Annotated in this window: 19 protein-coding genes; 10 read left to right on the forward strand and 9 right to left on the reverse strand. The window is 34.9% G+C overall.

Annotated elements, in window-relative coordinates:
- The first annotated feature begins 28 nt into the window (after positions 1-28).
- The 3 genes from ACFE0M_RS10490 to ACFE0M_RS10500 all read left to right on the forward strand — a co-directional run bounded on the left by ACFE0M_RS10490 (position 29) and on the right by ACFE0M_RS10500 (position 2,748).
- Positions 29-1,414, forward strand: a complete 1,386-nt coding sequence (locus ACFE0M_RS10490; RefSeq protein ID WP_434545716.1) for a vWA domain-containing protein — start codon at positions 29-31, stop codon at positions 1,412-1,414.
- Positions 1,415-1,424: 10 nt separating this feature from the next.
- Positions 1,425-2,384 carry a transketolase family protein gene (locus ACFE0M_RS10495; protein ID WP_434545717.1) on the forward strand — a complete coding sequence of 320 codons (960 nt, stop codon included), beginning with the start codon at positions 1,425-1,427 and terminating at the stop codon, positions 2,382-2,384.
- A gap of 67 nt (positions 2,385-2,451) precedes the next feature.
- The gene (locus ACFE0M_RS10500; RefSeq protein WP_434545718.1) at positions 2,452-2,748 is read left to right on the forward strand and encodes a putative quinol monooxygenase; all 297 of its coding nucleotides are present in this window, start codon (positions 2,452-2,454) and stop codon (positions 2,746-2,748) included.
- A 1-nt stretch (position 2,749) separates the two neighbouring features.
- Here the strand turns inward: ACFE0M_RS10500 and ACFE0M_RS10505 are convergent, their stop codons facing one another.
- A complete protein-coding gene (locus ACFE0M_RS10505) occupies positions 2,750-3,724 on the reverse strand; it encodes a polyprenyl synthetase family protein (protein WP_434545719.1) in 975 nt (324 codons plus the stop codon).
- A gap of 37 nt (positions 3,725-3,761) precedes the next feature.
- Here ACFE0M_RS10505 and ACFE0M_RS10510 point away from each other — a divergent pair, with 37 nt between their 5' ends.
- Entirely contained in the window at positions 3,762-4,619 is an 858-nt protein-coding gene (locus ACFE0M_RS10510; protein ID WP_434545720.1) for an alpha/beta hydrolase family protein, read from the forward strand.
- A gap of 12 nt (positions 4,620-4,631) precedes the next feature.
- Here the strand turns inward: ACFE0M_RS10510 and ACFE0M_RS10515 are convergent, their stop codons facing one another.
- From ACFE0M_RS10515 to ACFE0M_RS10545, 7 genes are all read right to left on the reverse strand, one after another.
- The gene (locus tag ACFE0M_RS10515) at positions 4,632-5,012 is read right to left on the reverse strand and encodes a hypothetical protein (protein ID WP_434545721.1); all 381 of its coding nucleotides are present in this window, start codon (positions 5,010-5,012) and stop codon (positions 4,632-4,634) included.
- A 38-nt stretch (positions 5,013-5,050) separates the two neighbouring features.
- Positions 5,051-8,740 (reverse strand): T9SS type A sorting domain-containing protein, encoded by a 3,690-nt coding sequence (locus ACFE0M_RS10520; RefSeq protein WP_434545722.1) that lies wholly within the window; start codon positions 8,738-8,740, stop codon positions 5,051-5,053.
- A 346-nt stretch (positions 8,741-9,086) separates the two neighbouring features.
- A complete protein-coding gene (gene rpsA / locus ACFE0M_RS10525) occupies positions 9,087-11,054 on the reverse strand; it encodes a 30S ribosomal protein S1 (protein WP_434545723.1) in 1,968 nt (655 codons plus the stop codon).
- 165 nt (positions 11,055-11,219) lie between these two features.
- Positions 11,220-12,221 (reverse strand): ABC transporter ATP-binding protein, encoded by a 1,002-nt coding sequence (locus ACFE0M_RS10530; RefSeq protein WP_434545724.1) that lies wholly within the window; start codon positions 12,219-12,221, stop codon positions 11,220-11,222.
- 94 nt (positions 12,222-12,315) lie between these two features.
- Positions 12,316-12,663: a hypothetical protein gene (locus ACFE0M_RS10535; RefSeq protein WP_434545725.1), complete on the reverse strand. Its 348-nt coding sequence runs from the start codon at positions 12,661-12,663 to the stop codon at positions 12,316-12,318.
- Positions 12,664-12,816: 153 nt separating this feature from the next.
- Entirely contained in the window at positions 12,817-15,264 is a 2,448-nt protein-coding gene (locus ACFE0M_RS10540; protein WP_434545726.1) for an alpha/beta hydrolase family protein, read from the reverse strand.
- A gap of 154 nt (positions 15,265-15,418) precedes the next feature.
- On the reverse strand, positions 15,419-16,138 hold the full coding sequence (locus tag ACFE0M_RS10545) for a hypothetical protein (RefSeq protein WP_434545727.1): 720 nt from the start codon (positions 16,136-16,138) through the stop codon (positions 15,419-15,421).
- 199 nt (positions 16,139-16,337) lie between these two features.
- Here ACFE0M_RS10545 and ACFE0M_RS10550 point away from each other — a divergent pair, with 199 nt between their 5' ends.
- From ACFE0M_RS10550 to ACFE0M_RS10560, 3 genes are all read left to right on the forward strand, one after another.
- Complete coding sequence (locus ACFE0M_RS10550) at positions 16,338-16,616, forward strand: co-chaperone GroES (protein WP_434545728.1); 279 nt, start codon at positions 16,338-16,340, stop codon at positions 16,614-16,616.
- 25 nt (positions 16,617-16,641) lie between these two features.
- The gene (gene groL, locus ACFE0M_RS10555; RefSeq protein ID WP_434545729.1) at positions 16,642-18,288 is read left to right on the forward strand and encodes a chaperonin GroEL; all 1,647 of its coding nucleotides are present in this window, start codon (positions 16,642-16,644) and stop codon (positions 18,286-18,288) included.
- A 103-nt stretch (positions 18,289-18,391) separates the two neighbouring features.
- Positions 18,392-18,781: a TerB family tellurite resistance protein gene (locus ACFE0M_RS10560; RefSeq protein ID WP_434545730.1), complete on the forward strand. Its 390-nt coding sequence runs from the start codon at positions 18,392-18,394 to the stop codon at positions 18,779-18,781.
- A 5-nt stretch (positions 18,782-18,786) separates the two neighbouring features.
- Here the strand turns inward: ACFE0M_RS10560 and trhA are convergent, their stop codons facing one another.
- Positions 18,787-19,587, reverse strand: a complete 801-nt coding sequence (trhA, locus tag ACFE0M_RS10565; RefSeq protein WP_434545731.1) for a PAQR family membrane homeostasis protein TrhA — start codon at positions 19,585-19,587, stop codon at positions 18,787-18,789.
- An 86-nt stretch (positions 19,588-19,673) separates the two neighbouring features.
- Between trhA and ACFE0M_RS10570 the strand changes: the two genes are divergently transcribed.
- The 3 genes from ACFE0M_RS10570 to ACFE0M_RS10580 all read left to right on the forward strand — a co-directional run bounded on the left by ACFE0M_RS10570 (position 19,674) and on the right by ACFE0M_RS10580 (position 21,164).
- Entirely contained in the window at positions 19,674-19,910 is a 237-nt protein-coding gene (locus ACFE0M_RS10570) for a cold-shock protein (protein WP_434545732.1), read from the forward strand.
- A gap of 265 nt (positions 19,911-20,175) precedes the next feature.
- Positions 20,176-20,334: a zinc ribbon domain-containing protein gene (locus ACFE0M_RS10575; RefSeq protein WP_434545733.1), complete on the forward strand. Its 159-nt coding sequence runs from the start codon at positions 20,176-20,178 to the stop codon at positions 20,332-20,334.
- Positions 20,335-20,345: 11 nt separating this feature from the next.
- Positions 20,346-21,164, forward strand: coding sequence for a PhzF family phenazine biosynthesis protein (locus tag ACFE0M_RS10580; protein WP_434545734.1), 819 nt, complete (start codon positions 20,346-20,348; stop codon positions 21,162-21,164).
- The last annotated feature ends 11 nt before the right edge of the window (positions 21,165-21,175 follow it).

The following is a 21,175-nucleotide window of genomic DNA, read 5'->3' on the forward strand; positions in this document are numbered from 1 at the left end:
ATAAACTCTTGGCGCATATTTAAATTCTATGAAAAATAAAATTATCATATCATTTCTTATTCTGTTCTTTGCAATGCTTGAAGCAAAAGCGCAAAGAGTAGAGCAAAGCATTCCCGAAAAAACAAGAATATTATTTTTGTTTGATGCTTCAGGAAGTATGCTCGCTCAATGGGGAAATGAGTTGAGAATTGATGCTGCGAAACGAGTTTTAACAAACTTGGTAGATTCATTAAGAGTAAATGACAAAATAGAATTAGCCTTAAGACCCTATGGTCATTTGACGCCTGCAAAAGAAAGGAATTGTCAAGACACCAAATTGGAAATCCCTTTTGCTCCTAATAACAATGACCGCATAATAGATCGTTTAAAATACATTTACCCACGAGGAACCACTCCTATAGCTTATTCTTTAGAGCAATCAGCCAAGGACTTCCCCCAAGATAATAATTACAGAAATATCATCATTATTATAACAGATGGAATAGAATCCTGTGATGGTGATCCATGTGCAGTTTCCTTAGAATTACAGAAAAAAGATATATTCTTAAGGCCATTTGTTATTGGCTTAGGAATGGAAGAAAAGTTTGCATCTGAATTTGATTGCATGGGAGAATATTTCAATGCCAAAAATATTTACGCTTTTCAATCAGTTTTAAATGGAATACTGAGTCAATCTTTAAGTAAAACCACTGCTAGTGTAGAGCTATTAGATCAAAATGGAAGAAAAGTTGAAAAAGATGTTAATGTTTCATTTATTAACACATTTACTGGCATATCAGAATTTGATTTTATCCATTTCAGAGACCGTAATGGACGACCGGATTCTGTTGAAGTTGACCCAGTTTTGAGTTATGATGTGGTGGTAAACACAGTCCCACCAGTTGTAAAAAGAAATGTGTACCTAAAGGGAGGTACTCACAATGTAATCGAAATAAAAACTCCTCAAGGCGCATTAAAAATCAATCAGGATAATACAACAGAATATGATAAAGATGTACAGGTATTGGTCAGAAAATCCTCAAAACCTGAAATTATTAATACTCAATCCATAAGATCGGAAGAAAAATATTTAATCGGTAATTACGATTTAGAGATTTTGACTTTACCTCGTATATATATCAATAATGTAAATTTACTACAAGGTAAAACAAGAAATATCAATATCCCGGCACCTGGCAGGGTAAATATTAGCTACAGTAGCAGTGGTATTGGAAGTTTATATTCCATAGATGAAAATGGAAGGCAAACTTGGATTAAAAAATTAGATTTGCGCGGTGGTCAATCAAGTTTTGGGATTCAGCCCGGCAAATATAAGTACGTTTATCGTTCTGATAGAGCAATGGGCAGCAAGTACACACAAATAAAAGAATTTAATGTCCGGTCAGGACAAACCATAAATATCAAAATTTACTAATTAGAGCAAAATGGCAGAAACTAAGTTTACATTTACAGAAAAAAAAGATACCCGTTCAGGTTTTGGAGATGGCCTTTTGGAAGCTGGCAGAAAAAATGATCAGGTGGTAGGATTATGTGCTGATTTGATCGGTTCATTGAAGATGGGGGCTTTTCAAAAAGAATTTCCGGAAAGATTTTTCCAAACTGGTATTGCTGAAGCTAATATGATGGGCCTGGCGGCAGGAATGACAATTGGAGGAAAAATTCCTTTTACCGGGACATTTGCCAATTTCTCGACCGGTAGGGTCTATGATCAAATTCGACAGTCAATTGCTTATTCAGAAAAGAATGTAAAAATTTGTGCCTCTCATGCCGGAGTTACTCTCGGAGAAGATGGGGCTACTCATCAAATACTGGAAGATGTAGGGATGATGAGAATGTTACCCAATATGACAGTTATAAATCCTTGTGATTACAACCAAACTAAAGCAGCCACTTTAGCGATAACAGATCATCACGGACCTGTTTATTTAAGATTCGGAAGACCAAAAGTGCCTGTTTTCACCCCTGAAAATCAAAAATTTGAAATTGGTAAAGCTATCAATATGATAGAAGGATCAGACGTTACGATTTTTGCAACTGGGCATTTGGTTTGGGAAGCAATCGAAGCGGAAGCTGTATTGAGAGCAAAAGGAATTAGTGTTGAACTAATTAATATACACACCATCAAACCTATAGATGAAGAAGCTATTTTGAAATCAGTTGCTAAAACAGGCTGTGTGGTTACAGCTGAAGAGCATCAAAGAAATGGTGGTTTAGGTGATGCTGTAGCGCAAGTACTAGCACAAAATTCCCCTACTCCACAAGAATATGTTGCGGTTAATGATCAATTTGGGGAAAGTGGAAAGCCCGATGAATTGATGAAAAAATACGGCTTAGATGCTGAAAACATTATTTCCGCGGTTGAAAAAGTAATTAAAAGAAAGTAAAACTTACTAAAAGTCTCAAAAGTTAAATCTAGAATTTGACTTTTGAGACAACTTTAAATTCATATTAATGCTTATTCGCATAGTAAAAATGACCTTTCAAATGGATAAAATTGATGATTTTGTCCAAATTTTTGACAAAAATAAAGAAGCCATTCGAAATCAGACTGGTTGCCTCCATTTAGAATTATGGCAGGATAAAGACCAACCCAATATTTTTAGTACCTACAGCCTGTGGGAAAATGAAGAGTGTTTGAATCAATATAGACAATCTGAAACATTTGGAAAGGTTTGGCCCGCTACTAAGGTTTTATTTGCTGAAAAGCCACTGGCGAGTTCTCATATTCAGCGGTATAAGCTACAATAAACTATTTCTTCCTTTCAATAGTGTATTTTACCAGATCCATGAGTGATTGACGATACTCAGAATCAGGGAAATCTTGAATTATAGTCATTGCTTCTTGGTAATAGTTATGCATCACCTCCTCCGCATAAGCTATTCCATTTTTTGATCTTACGAACTCTACTACGGTTTTTACTGTAGAGCTCCTTTCACTTTTATTTTTAATTAACTTTACAATTTGTTTCTGCTCCGATTTATCGGCATTGTTTAATGCGTAAATCAAAGGTAGAGTCATTTTCTTTTCTTTAATATCGATACCTAATGGTTTTCCTATTTCATTGGTTCCATAATCAAACAAATCATCTTTAATTTGAAATGCCATCCCAACTTTTTCACCAAAAAGCTTCATTTTTTCACTAACATCATCATCCTTGCTCACAGATCGACTACCAACTGCACAACATGAGGCTATTAGGGAAGCCGTTTTTTGTTTAATGATGTCATAGTAAATATCTTCAGTTATATTCAACTTTCTGGCTTTTTCAATTTGAAGCAACTCACCCTCGCTCATTTCTCGAACTGCTTCTGAAACGATTTTCAATAAATCGAAGTCTTCATTATCAATTGAGAGAAGCAGTCCTCTTGAAAGCAAATAATCACCTACTAAAATGGCTATTTTATTTTTCCATAGGGCATTAATGGAGAAAAAGCCCCTTCTGTAATTGGCATCATCCACCACATCATCATGAACCAAGGTGGCGGTATGTAATAATTCAATCAATGCGGCACCTCTGTAAGTGGCTTCATTAATTTGACCATGTACTCCCGCTGAAAGGAAAACAAACATGGGCCGCATTTGCTTACCTTTCCTTTTAACAATATAGCCCATGATTTTATCAAGCAGATAAACCTTACTTTTCATGAATTGGCGGAATTTTATTTCAAATTCTGCCATTTCATTGGCTATTGGTGTTTGTATTTCTTTAATTTTACTCCCCATGCGTGTGCAATATTACTACCAAATGAATATCTAAGCAATGCAAACAAACAAAATGATTCAAGAAAATATAATAATTACAAGTACGGTACATAATAAGCCTATTTCAGCTGATTTAAGATACATTTCTAACAAAGAAAAGAAACCGTTAATCCTTTTTGTTCATGGTTTTAAGGGTTTTAAAGATTGGGGTGTTTTTAATTTATTGGCTAATGAATTCGCTACTAGAGGATTCATCTTCATAAAGATTAATTTAAGCCATAATGGTACTACACCTAATAAATTAAAGGAATTTGCAGATTTAGAAGCTTTTGGAAATAATAATTTCACCATTGAATTAGGAGATTTAAACGATAGTATTGATTACCTCTTTTCTCCCGACTCTGTTATTCCTGCAAATGAAATCGATTTAGAAAACCTTCACTTAATGGGACATAGCAGAGGAGGTGGTTTAATACTATTAAAGGCACGAGAGGATGAAAGAATCAAAAAAGTAATAACCTTAGCTGCCATCAATGATTTAAGCAAAAGGTGGCCACAATCTTTTTTGGATGAATGGCGTGCAAAAGGGGTTCAGTACATAGAAAACAAAAGAACTAATCAAATGATGCCTTTATATTTACAACTTTATGATGATGTTTTAAACAATCCTGAAAGGCTTTCTATCCCAAAAGCTGTAAAGGAAATGAAACAACCCTTATTGGCATTTCATGGAACAGAAGATGAAACACTGCCTGTTGAAATGGCTCATCAAATAAAAGAATGGAAGTCAGATACTGAATTAGTTATTTTTGAAGGCGAAAATCATGTTTTTGGTGCTGCCCATCCTTGGGAAAAATCCACTTTACCTAATCATTACAAATTGATTGTAGATAAATCCACGGAATTTTTAAGATAAAAAAAAAGCTACTCATTTAAGAGTAGCTCCTTTTTTTACTTTTTCAGCTGTTTTAACATTTAATATTGAGGTATATTCATCTGATAATTCTGATGGATTCTTCACTATTCTAGGTGGATTTACGATTTGTATTTTATAGTCTGCAATCCATTTAACTTTCCCATTTGGAATACTTTCCTTATAAATAACCGATTCATTTTTGATATCTATTACCACATATTTCAATACTCTCGGGCTAGCTACATTATCATCTTGAAAAATGCCAAGTAAGAAGTCCTTACTTTCATTATATTCAAAATTCATAGCCTCAATATTTAAAGATGAATACGCCAAGTTATGAATATTAATATCTATATTATTGGAATTTACTTTTGGTGCGGTACACGCACTCATAAAATAAATTAGCACAACTGATATATAAAACAATTTCATTATTCCTTAATTATTCGTTTGGTCACTAATTTACCCTCATCATCTTTAAACTGTAAAAGATATACGCCCTCCTCAAAGGAATCCAGTTGAATGGAATTATTACCTTCCTTAAGAATGTGTTTCATAATCAATGCTCCTTTTGTGTTATATATTTTAACTTCACGGAAGCTTGAATTTCTATTCTCAATATTTAAATAGTCTTTTGCAGGATTTGGGTAAATACCTAAACGCTGATTTCTAGAAGCACTATTTGAGGTTATCAATGGCTCTTGACCAATGGCCGTAAAAACGGTATCCAAAATGTAGCCCTTGACTTGTAAAATATTACTATTGGGAATATTATAATCAAATTCTATTATTCTATCACCATCCTCAATAGTTAAAATTTGTTCATCAATGTGAACTATTTCATTATCGAATAATACCTCAATTTTATCATAAGGTTCATTATTCTTCAAAATCAATTTCACTTGGTATTCACCATTAGCTCCTGAGCTTTCTTGAGAAAGAATTACTGGTTTAGCATCTATACTTGGAATGGAGAATACTTGAGATTCAATTTCAGTATCATTAAAGGTGGCCACAATCTTTGCATTGGCACCGTCAAAAGCATAAAAATTATTTAATTCAAATATGTTCTCCCCTGATTGCGCTTCATTAAGACTTTCAATTTCCTCATCATCAATCATCAACTTTACATTTGTATAATCAACCGGAAAATCAAATTTTAATTGAGCATTTCCATATCCAGCGTAATTGAATTCCGATAGTGCAATATTACCATTTGCTAATGCATCAACTTTAGCAGACCATATTCCTCTTCCATGTGTTCCTATTACAACTTCATTATCCACAATCTTCATGGACCAAACTGATACAGCCGGGAAATCATCTCTAATATTCCAAGATTGACCGCCATCAAGTGATTCGTATATTCCAATCTCAGTTCCAACCCATATTATATCTGTATCAAAAGGCATGACCAATAAACTATGGGCAATTACATCTGGGAAGCCTCTATCACTACCGTTATTATTACCCTCAAATCCTGAAATATCTTCCCAGCTCTGCCCCAAGTCAGTGGTCTTTAAAACCTTTGGGAAGTTAGCACGACTAAATAATGCATAAGCGGTATTTTCATCTTTAGGATGGGTATAAATTCCCGTATAGTAAGCTTGAGGATTTGGGGAATAATTATTAACCGCTTCATAGGTTTCCCCAGCATCAGTGGATACAAATAAATTCAAAGCACCATCGGCCATACCTGCACCAGCCCATACTATCTGATCATTAGCCAAAGATACTTCGACATCATTTGCGCTGGCAGTAGCACCCCATCTCTCATCATTAATTTCCTTCATATTCCAAGTTTGACCAAAATTTGAGCTTTTATAGACTCCTTCTGGACCAATTGCATAAATTACGTCAGGGCTGGTTATGGAACCTGCCAAACGCGTAATAAAAGGTCCATCCGTAATGCCATTGGTAGCTTGAGAGAATGATTGCCCACCATTGGTTGATCTTGCGATACCATTAAATTGATAGCCTCCTATCACTTTTTGCGGATCAGTAGCATGCCAAATCACCTCAAATCCATCACCTCCAATAGCAAAGTTATATAAATTTGTCTCGTCAACACTAGTACCCGATGAGACCCAAGTACCATTATCTTGCATACCGCCAATATATTTCTCTTCACCAGGTTTTTTATCAGCACCATAAAACTGAGTTGTTATATAACCATCAGTAATTTGATCTATTCTTTCACCATTATTTGTTGATATACCAAATCCCCCATCATTTCCATTAACGATCATAAATGTTTCATCTGCTTCGTTTGTTTTTATTAAAGTGAGATGATGGTGATCTGGATGAAGGTTGTTTTGATTTTGATTTTCATAATTACCATAAGCATCATAAACGGCCACAGCATTGGCTGGGGCAATAAATTGAGCCCCGTAATTAATTCTCATAATCGAATTGCTTAGGTTATCAGGGTTCCATGAAGCGGATTCAGCTAAAAGTGGCCAAAAGAAGTACATATTAGCAAATTCAATACCTCCATCCTGAGCAATACTACTATTTTCAGTATCACTATACTCTACATCATGAATGTATAAATATTCTCTGGCATTGGATAACTGATCATCAGTTTGGCTTCTTTTATTTAAGTTAAATTCACCATTGTTTTCTTGATCCCTAAATGAAACCATAAGTTGTCGATTATTCTCAATATCCCATACCTCAAATGGAACATCCACATAATCTTCATAACTATAATCTGCTATAGCTACACCTGAAGTGGCACCAGAAGGTACGGTATAACGATGAGCCTTTTGCTGAATATTATTTCCAAACCTTATCTCAACAGTTACGGGATTTTGTGAAGGGCTATTCGCTCCAGCCGCTATATCCAGTGAACCTCCATTAAAATCAGCTTGAAAATTAACAAGTTCAATCAGTGCATTCTCTTCGTAATCAATACCAATGAACTGCCTGTCTGATTCTCCAATATTTTCTGAATCAATATTATATTTCCCTATACTTACCCCGCCAACAAATACTTCATAAGGATCATAAGGATTTACAGCAATAGTATTATCATACCAACCCTGCTCTCCCAAGAAATTAGTATTATAATTGGGATCATCCACCAGGATCCATTTTTGACCTTTATCTTCGGATAAATAAAGTAAAGTATTTGAACCTGAGAAGGTAGAAGTATAAACAATTTCTGGATTGCTTGGTGCCACTGCAATTTCGTATCTAACACCTTCCGCTATTCCTGAACTAGAAACAGACCAAGTCTCACCTCCATTGGTTGATTTAATAATACCTAAACTATTTACACCGGCATATTGTATGTTAAAATCGTTTGGATCTACCTGTAAATCCTGAACTGAACCATTATTCGATGGGGTATATTTTTTATTCCAACTTTGGCCTCCATCGGTTGATTTAAAAACCCCTGTGTTGGTAGCTATCACCACTATATCTTCATTTGCTGGATCAACAGCAATTCTATTTACCGATAGGTAATCATTATTAGAAATTGTAGAAGTTAATAATTCCCAAGATTCACCTCTATCTGTTGATTTATAAATTCCATTTCCCCTTACAAAAGAAGTATTACCAGCAAAAACTTCACCTGTCCCTACATATATTACATTAGGATTAGATTGACTTTGCGCAATAGAATTTGTGGATAAATTTGGTAAATCAGGTGATAAATTTTCCCATGACTCACCACAATCAGTAGTTTTCCAGATACCTCCACTTGCTGCCCCTGCTATCCAAGTGCAATTTGAATTATCTTCAGGATCAACTGCTATTGCTCTGGTTCTGCCACCCACATTTCCAGGGCCTCGTGAAATAAAATCAGCTGATAGGCTCTGTGTTCTAGATAAACTTTTATTATATAATGATTTTTGTAATTCCTTATATTGATAACCAGCTTTGTAATTATCCTTTTCCTGATTTAAAGTTTTTGTTATGGAATTAAAATAATCTATAAATCCATCTGGCTTCATATAGGCATCCCTACCAGATTTTATTTTCGTTTTTTTGGCAGACCAAATTTCATCAGAATTTGTCTGCTTATCATTAACATGATATTGGGAAGATGCAGTAAAAAAGTAAACAGAAATTAAAGCTACTAAGCAAAATAAAGGGGAGTAATAATTTTTCATATTTAAAATTTTAGCAAAAGTAATACTAAATATTACATAAAAAAAATAACTAGGCTTTACTCAAAAAACCAGTTGTATTAGATAAATGTGACATGGTTAATCATGTTTACAATACATTCCTTAAGAATCTATCTCTGTCAAAACAACACATTATTTGCATTTTTATATTAGTTCTTCCCATTCTTCAGGAAAATTTATATCAATGTCGTTTTGTTTACTACCTTATCCATTTTTCTTCTCCTTCAGGAGAACCCTATCAAGATCGGTGCGACTACTTCTATGGAAAACAAAAAAGCCATCCACTTTTCAGTAGATGGCTTTCCAATATATTTTAAAGAATTAAATTTTACTCTTTATCTTCTTTTTTCTCTTCAGATTTCGCCTCTTTCTCATCTGCTTTAGCTTCTTCCTTTTTGGTTTCTGCTTTGACTTCATCAGCTTTAGGCTCTTCTTTCTTAGCTGCTTTTTTAGCTTCGGCTTTTGGCTCTTCCTCTTTTTTAGGAGCAGCCTTTTTCTTGCTCCCACCTTTAGCATCATCTTCCATTTGTGTTTTCAATGCAGATAATGCATCTAAATCACCTAATGTAGAAGAAGAAGCTTGTTGCTTAGGAGCTGATTTTTTCTTACCACCACCAGTTGCCGCTTTCTTCTTAGGAGCTGCTTCTTCAACTTTAGCGTGTGTGTGTAAGTGAGAAAGAACGATTCTCTTATCATCTTTAGAGAATTCTAATACTTGGAATTCTAAAGACTCACCTACCTCTGCCATAGAATCATCCGCTTTCTTCAAATGCTTAGTTGCAGCAAAACCTTCGATTCCGTATGGAAGCTCCAATACTGCGCCTTTTTCATTTTTGTTCAACACCGTACACTTGTGTTTAGAACCTACAGTAAATACTGATTCAAAAGTATCCCAAGGATTTTCCTCTAGTTGTTTATGGCCTAATGCTAATCTTCTGTTCTCAACATCAAGTTCTAAAACTACTACGTTTAATTCCTCTCCTACTTTCACGAATTCAGATGGATGCTTGATTTTCTTAGTCCAGCTTAAATCTGAAACGTGAACTAAACCATCAATACCTTCTTCCAATTCGATGAACAAGCCGAAGTTAGTCATATTTCTAACCACTCCTTTATGTTCAGTACCAACAGCATACTTTGTTAATACTTCTTTCTTGTTCCATGGATCTTCAGTCAATTGCTTGATACCTAAAGACATTTTTCTTTCTTCTTTATCCAAAGTAAGAACTACTGCCTCTAACTCATCACCTACATTGATGAAATCCTGAGGATTTCTCAAGTGCTGTGACCAGCTCATTTCTGAAACGTGAATCAAACCTTCTACGCCTGGAGCGATCTCCAAGAATGCACCATAATCGGCAACATTAACAATTTTACCTTTCACATTTGATCCTACATCAAGGCCTTCAGCCAATGAGTCCCAAGGGTGAGAAGTCAATTGCTTCATACCTAAAGAAATACGTTTCTTGCCTTCGTCAAAGTCTAACACTACGACCTTCACTTTTTCGTCAAGTTTCAACACTTCCTCAGGATGGTTGATTCTACCCCAAGAAATATCTGTAATGTGCAATAGACCATCAACGCCACCAAGGTCAATAAATACACCAAAGTTGGTCATGTTCTTGATTACACCCTCTAGAACTTGTCCTTTTTCAAGGTTGTTCAAGATTTCAGCTTTTTGCTTCTCAAGGTCTTTTTCTATTAATACTTTGTGGGAAACTACTACGTTATCGTTGCTGTAGTTGATTTTCACCACTTTTACTTCCATTTTCTTTCCAACGAAAACATCGAAATCGCGAATAGGCTTCACGTCAATTTGAGAACCTGGCAAGAAGGCTTCCACACCGTGTACATCCACGATTAAACCACCTTTGGTTCTTCTTTTCACTAATCCTTCAATGATTTCGTCATTGTCAAGTGCAGATTGGATTTTGTCCCAAGCACCTACAATTTTTGCTTTTCTTCTGGATAAAACTAATTCTCCGTTTTGGTCTTCACGCTCTTCCACGTAAACTTCCACTTCATCACCCACTTTCAAGTCAGGCGTGTCACGGAATTCATTGGTAGGAACTAATCCGTCAGATTTGTAGCCAACATTCAATACCACGTCACGATCATTGATCGCTACCACGATACCTTTTACTACTTCCTGCTCTGCCAAATCAGTAGCAACATTGTCATACATTGCTGCTAATTCTTCTCTTTTTGATTTTGAGTAGCCTTCACCAAATCCTTTGGTTTCAAATGCTTCCCAGTCGAACTCTTCGTTCTTTACGTTTTCTTGATTTTCTGCCATAATGTGTCAGGGCTCTTTAATTACAATGTCAATCCGAGCCAAGATTGCCATCGTTTTGGTTTACAAATACTTATCTACTCAGATAAGCCCGTTCACCTGAACGGATTGCAAAGGTACGATTTATTTATGAAGTAGCAATATAGAGGGACTCAGATAATAAAAAAATCAATCTTCAATCAACTCAAATAAATATTGTTCATTGAATATGACATGATATTTCTTTCCAATCTCATATTCTGATTGTGTAGATTTTACGACTATTTTTTCTGGATTAGAAAATTGGAATTGATAACGGTAGTAATTACCAATAAATAGCTTCTCGGTAAGTTCCAATTTTAAAGAATAATTTGAACCAGAACTCCCCTCCTTTTCAATTGAGATATTTTCGCTCCATATCCCCATTAAATTCTTCTGCCATTTCCCTAAAGCACCTTTAGGAAGCATTGTTGCTTCATTTAGCAAATTAGCCACAGATAAGAACTTAGGGATTTGATAAATAGATTTAGGATTATCCGTTCTGATTATTTTCCCATTTTTAAGAATATGAACCTGATCTGCTAAATAAAAAGCTTCATAAAGATTATGACTGACTAAAATAATACTGGTATCAAATTCTGATTTAACTTCCTTAATGGCATCCAAAAGGACTTGCCGAGTTGGGAAATCAAGTTGAGTAAAAGGCTCATCCAAAAGCAAAACTGCGGGTTGAGTGGCTAATGCTCTGGCAATTGCCAACCTTTGTTTTTCACCACCTGATAACTTTTCGATTTTATGGGCTTTAACTTCTTCCAGTCTCATTAATTGAAGCAATTGTTGGATCTGTTGCTCAGCAAAATCGTCCTTAAAAGCTAATAGTGCATCTTTTAAATTCTCCAGAACAGTTCGATTGTGCAGTAGATTAAAGTTTTGTGCTACATAAGCCAATTCCTCATGCCCTGCAACCAATACCTCCTCAGGATTATCTAGTTCTTCTCCTTCAAAAATGACTTCCCCACTATCAGAAGCAGTCAGTCCGGCTAAAATTTTCAGCAAAGTCGATTTACCTTCGCCACTCTTCCCCATCACCACATGGGTTTCGCTTTCCCTTATTTTCAAATTTATTTTTGAAAGAATAGGCTTATCAAATGATTTAGAGATATTTATCGCTTCTAAAATAGCTTTAGCCATGGAGTGGGTTTATAAGACTTATAATTTAGTACCTACAAACAAAAAAAGCGAACTGATGTTCGCTTTTTTTTTATATCTGCAAAAAGAAAAGGTATTAGTCCTCTTTCTTATCTTCTTTTTTCTTAGAAGCTTTTGGCTTATCTTCAGTTTTAGCTTCTTCCTTTTTAGGAGCCGCTTTCTTTTTTGGAGCTGCCTTTTTTGCTTTTGGAGTTTCCTCTTTTTTCTCAGCCTTTGGTGCTTCTGCTTTCTTTTCAGCTTTTGCAGTCTCCTCTTTCTTAGCAGCAGGTTTTTTCTTATCTGCTTTAGCGAATTCTGCTTTTATTGCTTCTATATCAACATTTTTGATAACAGGCTGCTGTTGCAATTTTTGGATACTAGTTACCCTTTGTTTTGCTACTACTCTGTTTCTTCTTGCTTTTCTTTTAAGACTTGTTCCTGCCATGATTAGTTCTTTGTCAAAATTGGATTGCAAATGTAGGGCTATAGTTCTTTTAATCAAAATATAAGTGGAATATATTTTCTAAAGCTATAAAAAAATCCTTTACCCAAGATCATGGGTAAAGGATTCAATAATATACCTATCAAATGATTCTAACTATTTAGAATTTCCTTCTCCTTTAGAATCTTCTGTTTTATTTTTAACGTACTTCTCCAACCACTCGTGTTGTTCCCATAGCATGTGCAATATACTTTCCTTTGCACTGTAGCCATGACTTTCCTTAGGCAACATCACTAAACGAGCCGTGGCTCCCAATCCTTTCAAGGCATTGAAATATCGCTCACTTTGCAAAGGATAAGTTCCTGAATTATTATCGGCTTGCCCATGAATCAATAATAAGGGAGTATCCATTTTATCGGCATGCATAAAAGGTGACATATTATAATAAGTCTCAGGAGAATCCCAATATGAACGCTCTTCACTCTGGAAACCAAAGGGAGTTAGGGTTCGGTTATAAGCACCACTTCTGGCAATCCCAGCAGCGAATAAGTTGGAATGAGACAGCAGATTGGCCACCATAAAAGCCCCGTAAGAATGGCCTCCCACAGCAACTCTTTCTCTATCGATATAACCCAATTCATCCACAGCATCAATTGCCGCCTTTGCATTTGATACTAATTGCTTTCTAAAGGTGTCGTTTGGCTCCTCCTCTCCTTCTCCAACTATAGGAAATGCTGCGCCATCTAGCACTACATATCCTTGGGTCACCCAATATATCGGACTGCCATAATACGGATAAATAAATTCATTTGGATTGGAAGTATTTTGTCCAGCACTGCTTTTATCTTTATACTCACGAGGATAAGCCCATAAAATCATAGGCATTTTCTCCTTTTTAGTTTTGTCATAGCCTACAGGTAGATACAATGTTCCATCCAATGACAAACCATCCTCCCTCTTATAACTAATCACTTCTTTGTGAACATCTTGCATACTTTTGAACGGATTATCAAAAGAAGTAATTTGCTTCAAGTCATTTTTCTTCCTAATATTTCGGAAATAATAGTTAGGATATTCTGTTTGAGCTTCTATCCTTACAAGTACATTTCCTTTCTTCATATCAATAGAAGAATACAGATTTTCCAGCTTATCTGTATATTTTGATTCATAAAGCCTGGTGGTCTTTTTAGTTTTTAAATTAATCTCATCTATAAAAGGAAATTGTCCCTCTGGTGTATAGCCGTCTCCCATTAGAAAAACTTTATTTCCATCCATTTCAATAACATATTCATTAAAATCGTTTTTGGTAGTCACAAAACTTCCCGGATCACTGTAGCTATCTTGATAGTTTCTATCAAATAATACTTCTGGCTCTTGCTCATTGTTAGAAGGATTGAATATATAAGCTTTCATGTTTCGGGTATTCCACCAATAATCATGAGCAATAGCTAAATCATCACTTCCCCATTGAATATAACGATATCTATTGATGGTCTTCAATAATGATTCTCCATCACCTTTAAAAGGGGCTTCTAATTGATAAACCTCATCCCTATATTCCACCTCATTTTCAGGATCACCTTCATCCAAAGCCATAGCATATATTAATGTAGCTGGTTTATCATTTCTCCATGTCATGCTTCTTCTTCCGGTTCTCACTGACATAAAGCCTTTAGGTAATACTTCTTGAAGTGGGACATCGTTGACTTGACTGACTAATTCACCATCCATATTATAAATATTGGTTTCACTCGGAAACCTATAGTATGGGACTAGGTAGGAAAAAGGTGTTTTAATTTTACTCACCATCACATACTGTCCATTTGGGGAAAAAGAAATTCCTGAATACATGGCGGTAGGCAAAAACTCTTTTTGATTTCCATTTAAATCCAATGATACAATTTTAGATAAGGCCAATTGCTGAAAATTGAATTCGTCATTCGGGTTGCTTAATAAATCCTGATAGGTCCTATTTTGTGCTTTTTCACCATCGCTCACAGAAATCACAGGACCAGATGGAATAGATTCATCCGTATCAATTAACTCTTTTCTATCTTCAGGTAAAACTTTGACCAAAAGTCCGGAATTATCTTTCTTCCATTCAATGGGATTTCCCATATTGGCATTAGCCGTAGCCTCCATCAAACGGGAAACTTTATTTTCACTTATATTAAGCAACCAAATTTCCACTCCAGTTGAAGTAGTATGGGTAAAAGCAATCATTTTTTGATCAGGGGACCAATTGAAGTTTGCCAATCTTGGATTTTCGGGCAAACCTTCTACTTGTTTAATATTGTCTTTCAGTGCTTTTTTGATTTGGATATTATTATAATAGCGAGTTCTGCTTCCAATATTAGTTTTAGGGTTAATCCTTAAACCACCTAGTCTTAATTCTTCCTCAGAAAGCTCAGCTATTGATTTGTAAGGATCCCTATAAATTAAAATTACATTTTCGCCTTTTTTATCAATTAAAACAGATGGCGCTAATGGCGCATCCACCAAGTCCAGAATTTCTTTAGGGGGCTTCTGGTAATCTAAATTTTCTTGTGCCTGTAAATTCCAGCTTATAAAAAACAGCAGGAAAAGGGAAAGTACTTTTTTCATATCGTTTAGTTTTAGGGTTATATAAACATAAATACAAAGCCTAGTGCTTTGTGGTTTATTCTTTGAGATAAGTGAAATTATATAAACCCAAGCTGATTTACTAATCAAAGTACGTAAAAGGACAAACTAAATGTTTAATGGTAATGAATCGGATTCAATTTTGAGATTTCTCCAAATAACTGGAAAAACTTCTCTTGACGATAGGTAACAATGTTTCCTCGTAAGGATAAGGTTGCAATGCTACCACCCTAAAGGCAGAATAATTACTCACTAGCTGGATATTTTTCAAAACTTGGATTTTAAGTTGTTCCAATGTAGTCCCAATCGACTTTCTGATTTTTTCAATGAATACAGTTTGAAGCCCTCTAAATTTTTCTTCGGCCGCCTCGAAAATTGAAATTCTATATTGGTAAATATGATAAAAGGGATCATATTGAGGGTCAATTAATAACAAGCCTTCATTTTCTTCTATTGCCTTTACCCCTACCGGCTCGATAATAAGATGTTGCTCTACCTCATCGAAAATATCTTTACCTATAGCAATATGACCCTGTAATTTATCCATTGTAAAATCAATAATATCTTCCAATTCTTTAAGTTGCACATCTTCTTCAACTTTAGATTTAAAAAACATTCTAAAATTTTTTAAATCGAGCTCGGTTAATTTCTTCGGAAAAGATTTCAATAGTTTTTGTTTCCCTTCTTTAAGCTGAGCCGCATTTTTGTAATGCATGATTAAATCAGCAAAAGTGGGATAGAGTTTATGTTGCTCAAAAGCTTTACTCACATGCTGTAAGTATGCCAATAAAATGTACTTCTTATATTCGAAATCTAAAGTGCCTTTGGTGATCCAATCATCTGATAATTTTTCCATGTTCATTCAATTTTATACTTAAACTGACATAGAAATATAGTGAAAATCTGTCAAAAATTCACAAAGAATAATTTGAATAATATTACATGACATTTTTTAAATAAAAAGCCTGCAATTTTGACACACTTTAAGAAGTGGCACATTTAATGATATCAGCAACTCAGATAAATTAAAAATCAATACATAAATAATAACTAAAATGTCAAACGTATCATTTAAACCAAACGAGGATAGGGTTCTAGTGGAACCAGCTCCTGTAGAAGAAAAAACAGCCTCCGGTATTATTATTCCTGACACAGCGAAGGAAAAACCGCAACAAGGTACTGTAATTGCCGTGGGGCCAGGAAAAGATGATGCTCCTGTAACCGTTAAGGTTGGTGATTCTGTATTATACGGTAAATATTCCGGAACAGAATTTACTTTAGAAGGCAAAGAGTATTTAATCATGAGGAATTCCGACATCTTCGGTACTATTTAAAAATTAACTAAAAAATTATAAAACTATGGCAAAGGATATTTCATTTGACCTAAAAGCTAGAGACGGCTTAAGAAAAGGCGTTGACAAATTAGCGAACGCAGTAAAAGTTACCTTAGGACCAAAAGGTAGAAACGTTATTATCGATAAAAAATTCGGTGCTCCTACTGTTACCAAAGATGGTGTTTCTGTAGCGAAAGAAATCGAATTGAAAGATGCAATTGAAAACATGGGCGCTCAGCTTGTGAAAGAGGTTGCTTCTAAAACTGCTGACGAAGCAGGTGATGGTACTACAACTGCAACTGTATTAGCTCAATCAATTTTCAAACACGGTTTGAAAAACGTTACTGCGGGTGCCAACCCAATGGACTTAAAAAGAGGTATTGAGAAAGCAGTAAAAGTTGTTGTTGAAAACTTAAGAAAACAATCTAAGGACATTTCCAACAGCAACGAAATTGAGCAAGTAGGAACAATTTCTGCTAACAACGATGCTACTATCGGTAAAATGATTGCCGAAGCAATGGATAAAGTGGGTAAGGATGGCGTAATCACAGTTGAGGAAGCCAGAGGTACTGAAACTGAAGTTAAAACTGTTGAAGGTATGCAGTTTGACAGAGGATATCAGTCTCCGTATTTCGTGACTAACACAGAAAAAATGGAAGCTGAATTAGACAATCCTTATATCTTAATTTATGATAAGAAAATTGGTAGCATGAAAGAATTGCTTCCAATCTTAGAGGCAGTTTCTCAAACTGGCAAGCCTTTATTGATTATCTCTGAAGAAGTAGAAGGTGAAGCTTTAGCTACTTTAGTAGTAAACAAAATAAGAGGTTCTTTAAAAATTGCTGCTGTTAAAGCTCCAGGTTTTGGAGATAGAAGAAAAGCTATGTTAGAAGACATCGCGATCTTAACTGGTGGAACTGTAATTTCTGAAGAAAGAGGCTATAAATTAGATGGCGCTACTTTAGATTACCTTGGAACTGCTGAGAAAATCACTATCGACAAAGACAATACTACTATTGTTAATGGAGCTGGTAAAAAAGAAGATATTCAAGCGAGAGTGAGTCAAATCAAATCTCAAATGGAGAATACTACTTCTGATTATGACAAAGAAAAGTTACAAGAGCGTTTGGCTAAATTGTCAGGTGGGGTAGCCATACTTTACATTGGTGCCGCTACAGAAGTAGAAATGAAAGAGAAGAAAGATAGAGTAGATGATGCATTACATGCTACAAGAGCTGCAGTTCAAGAAGGAATTGTTGCCGGTGGTGGTATAGCTTTATTAAGAGCTATCAAATCACTTGACAAAGTAGATGTAGAAAACGAAGACCAAGAAACAGGTGTAAACATCATCAGATTAGCTCTTGAATCTCCTCTAAGAACAATTGTTGAAAATGCTGGCCAAGAAGGATCAGTGATCATCAACAAAGTATTAGAAGGAAAAGATGATTATGGATATAACGCACGTACTGGTAAATTTGAGAATTTATTTAAAGTAGGTGTTATAGACCCAACTAAAGTGACTCGTCTGGCCTTGGAAAACGCGGCCTCAATCTCCGGATTATTGTTAACTACAGAATGTGTAGTGGCAGATGAAGAGGAAGAAGATGCTGGTGGCGGTATGCAAGGTGGCGGAATGCCAGGTGGCATGGGCGGAATGGGTGGAATGATGTAATTTCACCATTTCAAAGAAGAAAATTAAGGCTTTGTCGATTGACAAAGCCTTTTTTATTTTTTTATTCTTAAAAAGCTTAGATTTACATAAACATAACTAAGAAATGGACAAGCATCATATTTTTAAGAATTACGAAAGCTTTATTTTATTCCTACTCATCCATGTAGGAAGCTCAGACTATAGCTTAAAGGGATCTGAAATAGAAGTTATTCTTTCAAAAATGGAAGATTACTTTCCAGATATTGAGGATATGGATCAACTTAGGTCCAAGTTTGTGAGCCTGAAGGATGAATATGAGGAACTATCTGACTCTGATATCAATCACATCATCTATCATAATTACCTTCATTACAAAAATGATAATATCAATGCCAATAGGATTATGAATGATTTACAGGAAGTAATAATGGCTGATGGGTTTATTCACGATATGGAGACCAAAACCATGGAAGCCATCAAAAAATTATTAAATATAAGGGAAACAGATTTCTGATATTCTTATAATAAATACATAACAGCTATAAAATGTGTTATCGTACCTATTAACACGAAAACATGCCAAATGGCATGGGCATAATGCATTTTATGGTTTGTATAAAAAATTGTCCCCAGAGTATAGCTTAGCCCACCACCTATCAATAATAAGAGAACTGTAGTTGATAATTCTTCATATAGCGGTTTTGCAATAAAAATAGCAATCCATCCCATTCCCAAATAAAGTATTAACGAAAGCTTAGGAAATCGATGTGTGAAAAAGATCTTAAAGACAGTTCCGAATAAGGCAATACCCCATACAATGCCAAACATTATCCAGCCCATCGTACCGCCTATTCCCAAGATTAAAAAGGGTGTATAGGTTCCTGCAATTAAAAAATAAATACTAATATGGTCAAATACCCTTAAAATAGATTTTGTCTTTTGATGCTGAATTGCATGATATAGAGTTGAAAATGTGTACATCAATAAAAATGCGCCACCAAAAAAACTACTACTTATTATATGCAAGACACTTCCTTCCAAAACAGAAAATGTAATAAGAAGCGAAATAGCAACTACACTAAATAATATTCCAAAGCCATGTGTAAGACTATTGGCCAATTCTTCTTCTATTGTTTGAAATCTTTTCAAATTATTACTGTTTAATATGAACCAAAAGTAAAACTTATCGCTTAGCAATACAAGGATACTAATCAGCCGATTTTTTAAAATAATAGTTATTTTAAAAGCTTTTTGGTAGCTTTGTATCTTCTCAAAGCCAGTTTGACCATTTGCATCTATCTTTTTAAGATACCTTCCCATGGTTTCCCTACTTTGAACTCCTACAAAAGGGGTATTTATATTCAAGTAGAATACTTGTCTTACACTATTAATTAAAACCCTACTTTATGGCAAGATCACAAAATAGCTTTATCAAAAAACAAAAAGAGAAAAAGCGCATGAAGAAAAAAGAAGAGAAGCAAGAAAAGAAAGAATTGCGCAAAGAACAATCTAAAGGAGGCAATTTGGATGATATGATTGCATATGTTGATGAATACGGAAATATTTTAGACAGCCCACCAGAAGAACCAAAGAAAGACAAGAAAAAAGATAAAGAAGAAAATTCTGAAAATAAAGAGAATTAATTCTTTAAAAGTTACTACCCCATAAAAATCAAAAGGCGAGCTTAAACTCGCCTTTGGGGTGATAATGGCGGTATTTCACCATTAATCCTACCTCTTGATAACGTTTGGGAGAAAACTACTCCCGACTCGTTAATATGAATGTATGAATTCTATACAATATTTACAAGCGTAATCAATATTTTTTGAGTATTTATTTTTCCTATTTTTGAAATTCATCAATAGAAACATTAAATAGCACCATTATAATAAAACCAATCAAGAAATAATGAAAAAAAAATGTCCTTCTTGTGCTATGATGATTGAAAAGGATGCTCAAGTTTGTCCGATTTGTCAATATGAATTCCCAAGTAGTGGCTACCAAAAAAATCTTAAATGGATCGCCATTTTACTTGCTGTTCTTTTTTTACTTGTAATTTTACTTTAACACCTTTCTCTATGAATTCGACATTTCCTTTCTCTATAATCAATGTTTTCTCCAATTTGGAAACCAAAACATTAGGCAATCCTTCTGCTGTAATTCTTCTTAATCAAGAATTGTCAGATGATAAACTACAATCAATTGCCACTGAATTGCAACAACCTGCAACTACCTTTCTTTGGAGGACAGATCAAGAAAATGAATTTCAAATTAGATGGTTTGCCCCAGATGCTGAAATTGGATTATGTGGCCATGGTGCTATGGCAGCCACTGTATTCTTATCTCAAGAATTCACAGAATTAGCTTTGGTGAATGGTTTCAAACTTATAAAAGGAAAAACGATAATAGAAGCAGACAAAAATTCAGACACTGAACATTACATAATTTTAAAAAATATTCAAAGAAGTAAAATACAAAGCCCTCCCGAAGGTTTAGAAAAAGCTTTAGGTCAAAAGATAATCGAATACTATTCAACGGAAAACAAACATATCGTACTACTAGAAAATGAAAAGAGCCTAGCTAATATGAAACCTGATTTTGATGCATTACGGAAAATAGATGTATTCGGGTATTCAGTGACAGCCCCTTCAATGCAAAATGATGACTTCGTTTGCAGAACTATTGTTCCTCATGTTCAACAATTAGAAGATCATGCTACCGGCTCAACTCAAGCAGTTTTGGTAGATTTCTGGGCAACAAAATTGGGAAAATCCAAACTTGAATCAAGGCAATTAAGCCCTAGAGGCGGATATTTTAAAGCTATTCATAATTCGGATAATTTTAAATTAATATCCCAATCCTATTATACTGCTAACGGAACTTTTTTCTTAAATTAGAAATTTAAATT

This window comes from Marivirga sp. (genome assembly GCF_051117495.1).
Taxonomy (GTDB): Bacteria; Bacteroidota; Bacteroidia; order Cytophagales; family Cyclobacteriaceae; genus Marivirga.